This window comes from Microcoleus sp. F4-D5 (assembly GCF_036704885.1).
Lineage (GTDB): Bacteria > Cyanobacteriota > Cyanobacteriia > Cyanobacteriales > Microcoleaceae > Microcoleus.
The window spans coordinates 1-6,327 of sequence record NZ_JAUBSX010000088.1 but is presented as its reverse complement, the minus strand read 5'-3'; the positions used below and the strand labels follow the sequence as shown (position 1 = coordinate 6,327).

6 protein-coding genes and 1 pseudogene are annotated in these 6,327 nt (G+C 49.0%); 5 read left to right on the top strand and 2 right to left on the bottom strand.

From position 1 onward, the window contains the following. Positions 1–616 (bottom strand): annotated as a pseudogene (locus QUA80_RS28125) (hypothetical protein); the annotation flags it as partial. Positions 617–813: 197 nt separating this feature from the next. On the opposite strand from QUA80_RS28125, the gene QUA80_RS28120 reads away from it, so the two are divergent. The 5 genes from QUA80_RS28120 to QUA80_RS28100 all read left to right on the top strand — a co-directional run bounded on the left by QUA80_RS28120 (position 814) and on the right by QUA80_RS28100 (position 5,436). Continuing rightward, positions 814–1,458, top strand: coding sequence for a retropepsin-like aspartic protease (locus QUA80_RS28120; RefSeq protein ID WP_333428264.1), 645 nt, complete (start codon positions 814–816; stop codon positions 1,456–1,458). Between the two features lie 431 nt (positions 1,459–1,889). Further along, positions 1,890–3,488, top strand: a complete 1,599-nt coding sequence (gpmI, locus tag QUA80_RS28115; protein ID WP_333428263.1) for a 2,3-bisphosphoglycerate-independent phosphoglycerate mutase — start codon at positions 1,890–1,892, stop codon at positions 3,486–3,488. 339 nt (positions 3,489–3,827) lie between these two features. Further along, a complete protein-coding gene (gene secG / locus QUA80_RS28110) occupies positions 3,828–4,067 on the top strand; it encodes a preprotein translocase subunit SecG (protein WP_333263731.1) in 240 nt (79 codons plus the stop codon). Positions 4,068–4,169: 102 nt separating this feature from the next. After that, on the top strand, positions 4,170–4,928 hold the full coding sequence (locus QUA80_RS28105) for a peptidase (protein ID WP_333428262.1): 759 nt from the start codon (positions 4,170–4,172) through the stop codon (positions 4,926–4,928). Positions 4,929–5,010: 82 nt separating this feature from the next. Then, complete coding sequence (locus tag QUA80_RS28100) at positions 5,011–5,436, top strand: NUDIX domain-containing protein (protein ID WP_333428261.1); 426 nt, start codon at positions 5,011–5,013, stop codon at positions 5,434–5,436. 332 nt (positions 5,437–5,768) lie between these two features. Here QUA80_RS28100 and QUA80_RS28095 read toward each other — a convergent pair whose 3' ends face one another. After that, positions 5,769–6,248, bottom strand: coding sequence for a rhodanese-like domain-containing protein (locus tag QUA80_RS28095; protein WP_333428260.1), 480 nt, complete (start codon positions 6,246–6,248; stop codon positions 5,769–5,771). Positions 6,249–6,327 lie beyond the last annotated feature (79 nt).

The following is a 6,327-nucleotide window of genomic DNA, read 5'->3' as shown; positions in this document are numbered from 1 at the left end:
CCCCATCACCTCCGGGAAGTAAAGAGCCTCCCGATCGACCTACTTGCTGAGTGCCCGCTCGACCGCCCGTGGGTCGGCTGGGGATAGTAAACGTCTGATCGGGCGTAATTGGGGGGGGAGCCAATAACTCTGGGAGTTGTGGTAGCACGGCAACTTGTCGCTGTGGCAGTTTGGGGAGTTCTGAGGTAGTCCCACCCGCTCCGTTGGCTCCTGGAGGGATTTGTAATACGATCGGCGGCAGCGGTCCAAAGGGGTCTACCTGAGAAGGATTGGCTGTCACAGGGCCTTGGGGCACCGGCTGAAGCGGAAGCGTTGGATTCTTGTCCTTTTTGTCGCCGATATTTGTTTGAGCCTGTCTTGCTCGTTCGTCTGGGTTGGTCGATCGAATTAACCCTGGAGGCTGGGCCGCTACTATTGGAGACTGGAAAGTCTGAGTTGCTGGGGTGGGGCTGGCAGAGGCTGCCGGAGACGGAGAGGCTGCACTCGGGCTGGGGCTGGGGCTGGCTGTGTTGCTGCTCTCGCCACCGCAGCCTGCGATCGAGAAAGCTAGTAGTCCTACAGTCGCAAAATATAAAAGTTTGTGCATTGCCGATCGCCCCCAAATGCTTAATTTCAAGATCTCCAACAAGGCTGTGCAATTACAGCCTGTTGTCGTTTTAAGTTTATCTGTGTTCGATGTTATGCGATCGCTTGAAAATTGCCAAGTTTTCCTCACGATCCGATCGGGCGATCGGGCGATCGGTTTTTGGAGCGGGTTAGGATATCAGTGGCGGTCATTGTTCGACATATTGAATCAATTAAGGTATTTAGATAATGGCAAAAGTGCTTCTCAAGGGGATTTGGCGATCGGGCTTTGTTTTTGCGACCGTTTTGGTGGGTGTGGGATCGGTGGGCGGCGAGGTGCATTCTAATTCACATCAGCCAGAAACCCAGGTGATGACATTGGTTCCCGATGTGAGTTCCCAGCCGCTCGTGCGATCGAGCGCAGGATCGAGATTGACAGATGGGGAATTATACTCTCAGTTTTGGAACCCGTCAAATGCTGGTGCTAAACCCCCAGCAAATCAACCGGCTAAGCCACGGGCGAATCCACAGGTATTTCAAGCTAAAATCAAGCGCCGCGCAGGCGGGACGCCGGTGATTGATGTGGTATTTAACGGCAACAAGACTTTTGAGATGATTCTCGATACCGGGGCGAGCGGCACTTTGATTTCTCAGCGGATGGCTACTGCACTGGGAGTAAAGCCGGTGCGTACTGTGAGAGCGGGGATCGCTGACGGTCGCGTTGTCGAGTTTCCGATCGGTGTGGTGCGATCGATTCGGGTTGGGGGTGCTGCGATCCAAAACGTCGAAGTGGCGATCGCCAAACAAATGGCAATAGGTCTGCTCGGTCACGATTTCTTTGGCAATTACGATATCAAAATTAAAAAAGATGTTGTAGAATTTTATGTCCGCTGAAAGTGAGCCGAGTCAGAAACCGATTTTCGCTCAACTCCTGTGCTGTAAAGCTATTCGCCGCCGAGTCAAAGCTGTTTAATTTATTTCTTGAGGCGGTAGCAAAACGCAGGCAAGTATGGTATTGTTTTTAGTGTTTCCAGAGCCACCGATCCGTTAAACAATTCGTGAAAATGCGGCCGCAAAATCACGGTGGCTGTTGGTGAGATCGGTAAAAGTCTCCGATAAGGATTCACATTACAAGGCAAGGCAATCAATTAAACAATTTGCAAAGCCGGTCGAAATTAGTTCCCAAAATGCTGTGGCTGAGGGAATTTTGGTTGGCTTGGTTCAGCCGGAGCCTACAAAATCTGTAAACTGATTAGCGACAGATGTTCCGCAAAATCGGAAATCATGACGATCGAGAAATTAATTATTGTAAATAAGGTATTTGCATGGCACAAACGTCTGTATCTCCTGTAGTGCTGATTATTCTAGACGGCTGGGGTTATCGTGAAGAACAAGACGGAAATGCGATCGCCGCTGCAAAAACACCCGTGATGGACAGTCTCTGGGCCGCTTATCCCAGAACTCTGATTCACACATCGGGTCGGGCGGTAGGGCTGCCAGACGGGCAAATGGGTAACTCAGAGGTTGGTCACTTGAATCTGGGCGCGGGCCGCGTCGTTCCTCAAGAGTTGGTGCGGATCTCGGATGCAGTGGAAGATGGTTCTTTGCTCAACAACCCCGCGCTGGTTGAGCTTTGCGAGAAAGTCCGCGCAGCGGGCGGCAAGTTGCACCTAACGGGTCTTTGTTCAGAAGGTGGGGTTCATTCCCATCTCAGTCATATTAAGGGTTTGCTGCAATTAGCAAAGGCACGGGGAATTTCTGATGTTTGCATTCACGCGATTACTGACGGTCGTGATACTACTCCGAAAGAGGGTGTCGAAGCTCTAGGCAAGATTCAAAGTTATATCGCAGAGGTAGGGGTCGGTCGGATTGCGACCATTAGCGGCCGCTACTACGCGATGGACAGGGACAAACGCTGGGATCGCGTCCAGCGCGCTTACGAGGTGATGACGACTGAGGGTGCTCCTGACGGTCGATCGGCTGTGGATGTGTTGCAGGCCTCCTATGCTGAAGGAGTGACCGACGAGTTTGCTGTTCCGACTCGGATTGCTCCGGGGGCTGTGGCATCCGGCGATGGGCTAATTTTCTTCAATTTTCGCCCGGACAGGGCTAGAGAATTGACTCAGGCTTTTGTATCTCCCGATTTTAAGGGGTTTGAACGGCAGTTAATCGATCCCTTGGCGTTTGCCACTTTTACTCAGTACGACCCGAAACTGTCAGTAATGGTGGCTTTTGAACCGCAGAATTTGAACAATATTCTGGGCGAGGTGATTTCTAAGCACGGTTTGCGGCAGTTGCGGACGGCGGAAACAGAAAAGTACGCTCATGTGACTTATTTTTTTAATGGGGGTCTGGAAGAGCCTTTTGCAGGGGAAGACCGCGAGTTGGTGCAGAGTCCGATGGTGGCGACTTACGATGAGGCACCCCAGATGTCCGCTGCCGAGGTGACGGATGGGGCGGTCACGGCTTTGGGAAAAGGCATTTATTCGTTTGTGGTGATTAATTACGCTAACCCGGATATGGTCGGTCATACCGGGAGGATGGATGCGACGATAATTGCGATCGAAACAGTGGATAAATGTTTGGGGCGGTTGTTGGCGGCGATTACTAAAGCAAGAGGTACGGCAATTATTATTGCTGACCACGGCAATGCTGAGCTGATGTTTGACGAGGACGGGAATCCTTGGACGGCTCACACTACTAACCCGGTTCCGTTTATTCTGGTAGAAGGCGAAGGTCTGAAGATTCCGGGTCACGGAACGGATGTTCCTCTGAGGGCTGACGGCTGTTTGGCGGATATTGCGCCGACGATTCTAGAGCTGTTGAGGTTGCCTCAGCCCCCGGAGATGACGGGACGCTCTATGATTCGATCGGCTGAGTTTGAAGTTCGTGCCAATCGCACTCCGGTGCGAGTCCGATTGTAGTAGGGCTGGCCGAAATCTGGCTACACCTAGGGGCGCGGCGCTGTGTCCATAGTTGTCAATTTAAGGTATAACCCATAGTCCGACAGGGGTTGAAACCCCTGCCTCATAGCAAAAGTCCTCTTGCATAGGACTCAGAAGAACAATTTTTAAACTCATGAGTCCTCATAGCGAGGACTTGGGCTTTGAGACAGGGAATTCATTCCCTGGCGGACTGGCGGACTAACAGCTTAATTCGACAACAATGGGTACGATGCTGTGTCCCTGCATAAATTGTGCGCGATCGACCGAATTTGATATGATGATTGATTACCGATTACTAATTACCAATTACCCCTGATTATGGATATTGTTTCTGTCTTACAAGTTATCTGGTCTTTGTCTGCTTTAGGACTTGTGATTTTTGTGTTGCTGCACAGTCCTAAAGGCGATGGTATTGGAGGAATTGGCGGACAAGCTCAATTGTTTACCAGCGCCAAGAGTGCAGAAACGAGTCTGAACCGGATTACTTGGGGTCTGTCTATTGTTTTTATGGGTTTGACTGTGATTTTGAGTGCTGGTTGGTTGGCGCCTAAGTTATAAGATTCGGATTTTTAACCGCAGATGAACGCAGATAAACGCAGATAATTATCAAGTTCACCTGCGTTTATTTTCGTCTATTTTTGTCTATCTGCGGTTGCAAAAATGCGGTTGTGGAAAGTTACGGTAAAACCTCGATTGCTGGCTGGTTTGGGATTGGGTTTATGTTGTTTTAGCCTGATAATTTTTACTCAGGTTAATACTCCGGCGGCGAGTCTTTCTTCTCTCCCGAATAGTTTGCCGAATCCACAGGTTCACCCTTTGCCGCCAACGCTAGCGACTTGGCAAGATTCGACGGATAGCGGTGATTATTTTGACCAGGTTAAGCCACCGAATTTCGGTCATTTGTTGTGGTCTAAGTTTCCGATTCAGGTTTATGTTGAGCGTCCAGTTGATGCTAATAAGTCTGAAGAATGGGTGGAGGCTGTGTTGAATGTTGTCCGCGAATGGGGGGTGTATTTGCCTTTGGAAGTGGTAGATAGTTCGGAGGCTGCTGATATTAGGCTTTTACGTCGGGCTCCGCCTTTGCGTCAAGGGGTTTTGCGATCGCGTTCCGGAGAGGCTACCTATGAATTGTACGCCCGTCTGGATGGGGATAAAACAGTGTTATCTCATCGGTTTTCGGTTTATTTGAATCCGACTCAAGTGGGTAAGTATATTTCGGCGACGGCGCGGCACGAGTTGGGTCACGCTTTGGGAATTTGGGGTCACAGTTTGATGGAAACTGATGTGCTTTATTTTTCTCAGGTGAGAAATCCTCCGCCTATTTCAGCGAGGGATGTTAATACTTTGAAGCGGGTTTATGAACAGCAGACTCGGTTAGGGTGGGAATTTCAGTTGAAACCACAAATTCCCGGCGATTGAAAATCGCGTCTGCACAAACAAAGTCCGCCTTCGCCGACTGACTGAAGATGGGGATTGGTTAGCAATAGAAAATGTAAAAAATATGAAAGATGAATGTTTTGGGATTGTGCCGATTTTTGGAAAGGAAGCTGATGCTTTGTTTTTGTTGATTCAACATCAAGCGGGACATTGGGCGTTTCCGAAAGGTCATGCGAACCCGGGGGAATCTCCGGCGGAAACGGCAAGGCGGGAATTTGAGGAGGAAACTGGTATATCAGATTTTGAAATGCTGGATAAACCGAGTTTTACGGAACACTATTCTTTTGTTAAGAATGGGGAGCCGATTGAAAAGACTGTGACTTATTTTTTAGGTTTTGTCAAGTCGATGGAAGTTGTTTTGCAAGAGGAGGAAGTTCAAAATTCTGCTTGGCTTTGTTTTGAGGAAGCTGTTAAGCGGATTACTTTTGATGCAAATCGCCAAATGTTCGGGGAAGTTAAGGCATATTTGGATGGTAGGAAGGAGAGTTAATCAGTCTTGGATGCTATAAGTAGGGACAAAGCAATGCCGTGTTCCTACGGGGATCGAACGATAGACGGGTGTACTTCATAAACGTGAAATTGGCTGTAATTAAGTTTGCAGTTAAAACTTTAGTCCTTAGTAACTACAAGCTGTAAGAGAGGAGTGAAGTCCTTACTACAAACAAATTGTTCTGTTAGATCGATTCCGGTAGCATCGGAATTAATATTACCCACAATCAGGACACGGCGCTGGTGTGTCCTAGATATCATTCCGATGCTACCGGAAATTATATTAGATATCCGACTTATTCAAGAAGTCGGGTATCTAGGTATTATGTGACATTATTTGTTGATTTTCTGGGCTTCTGCGTGGTGTTGCAAGCGAGAGAAAACGTTGTAGGCATCGGGGCCGGGATTGCCATGTTCGACTGCGCCGTCGATGGGGCCGTCGATGGCTTTCCAAGCAGGAATTCCGCCTTTGAGTTCGGCTACTTTTCTAAAGCCTGCTGCGCGGAGAAGATTGGCAGCTTCGGCGGTTTGTTCGTCGTTTTCGCCGTATATGTAGATGTCGCGGATGGGTTCTAAACTCGATTGTGCCCGATCGACTAATTCGTCTATTGGCATGGGTACCGCGCCGGTAATGTGGCTTTTAGCGAAGGTTTCAAAGTCGCGGGCGTCGATGATTGTGAGTCCGGGTTCGCCCCAATCTAAACGCGCTTTGAGGTCGTGGCTAGAGGCTTGAGCTTTTAAACCGGGAGGGGTGGGAGTAAGGTCGGGAAGTTTTTCTTTAATGTCGGAAATTTGGTCGGGAATAGTTTTCATGGGTAATACCATTTTTCTAAAGTTATGCTAGAGTTACCTGAAAAGTAAAGGAGAATATTAAAATGTCTGGGCGTCCTCA

Excerpts from the sequence above, each read along its gene's own strand:
- gpmI (WP_333428263.1), top strand. The coding sequence starts at position 1,890 with ATGGCACAAACGTCTGTATCTCCTGTAGTGCTGATTATTCTAGACGGC.
- QUA80_RS28105 (WP_333428262.1), top strand. The coding sequence starts at position 4,170 with ATGCGGTTGTGGAAAGTTACGGTAAAACCTCGATTGCTGGCTGGTTTG.
- QUA80_RS28120 (WP_333428264.1), top strand. The coding sequence starts at position 814 with ATGGCAAAAGTGCTTCTCAAGGGGATTTGGCGATCGGGCTTTGTTTTT.
- secG (WP_333263731.1), top strand. The coding sequence starts at position 3,828 with ATGGATATTGTTTCTGTCTTACAAGTTATCTGGTCTTTGTCTGCTTTA.
- QUA80_RS28100 (WP_333428261.1), top strand. The coding sequence starts at position 5,011 with ATGAAAGATGAATGTTTTGGGATTGTGCCGATTTTTGGAAAGGAAGCT.
- QUA80_RS28095 (WP_333428260.1), bottom strand. The coding sequence starts at position 6,248 with ATGAAAACTATTCCCGACCAAATTTCCGACATTAAAGAAAAACTTCCC.